The sequence below is a fragment of the Streptomyces beijiangensis genome (genome assembly GCF_017315755.1).
GTDB classification, from domain to species: Bacteria; Actinomycetota; Actinomycetes; order Streptomycetales; family Streptomycetaceae; genus Streptomyces; species Streptomyces beijiangensis.
In genome coordinates, this window is the sequence record NZ_JAFLRJ010001219.1 from 1 (window position 1) to 401 (window position 401).

1 protein-coding gene and 1 pseudogene are annotated in these 401 nt (G+C 73.8%); both read right to left on the reverse strand.

The window, feature by feature from the left end:
- On the reverse strand, nt 1-318 hold a 318-nt coding region (locus tag J0695_RS41240; protein ID WP_206969927.1), incomplete at its 3' end, for a DUF2752 domain-containing protein.
- Nucleotides 311-401, reverse strand: a pseudogene (locus J0695_RS46335) (TM2 domain-containing protein); the annotation flags it as partial. The gene J0695_RS41240 and the pseudogene J0695_RS46335, both read right to left, overlap by 8 nt.

Below are 401 nucleotides of genomic sequence, written 5' to 3' on the forward strand. Positions count from 1 at the left end.
CCCCTCCATCGTCCAACGCCCCCACAGCGCCAGCGCGAACGGCGCGGCTAGCAGCAGGGCCCTGTTGTCCAGCCAGGCGGCGGCGAACTGGCCGTGCATCAGGTCGTACACCATGCGCGTACCGCCGCACGCCGGGCACAGCAGGCCGGTGACGGCCCGCAGCGGGCACCGGGGCAGGAGGTGACCCGGCTCGTGCGGGTCGGTGCCCCACAAGTAGGCGGCGCCCACGGCACCCGCCGCCAGCACCGCGACGGGGGCAGCCGCGGGATGCCACCGCGAGTGCCCCCGGGACGGGACCGAACGGGCCTGTTCAGCCACGCAGGATCCGCCCCTGGGCGTCCGTGCGGTCGTTGCTGACCAGGTACATGATGCCGTCGATCAGCGACCAGAAGCCGAACCCG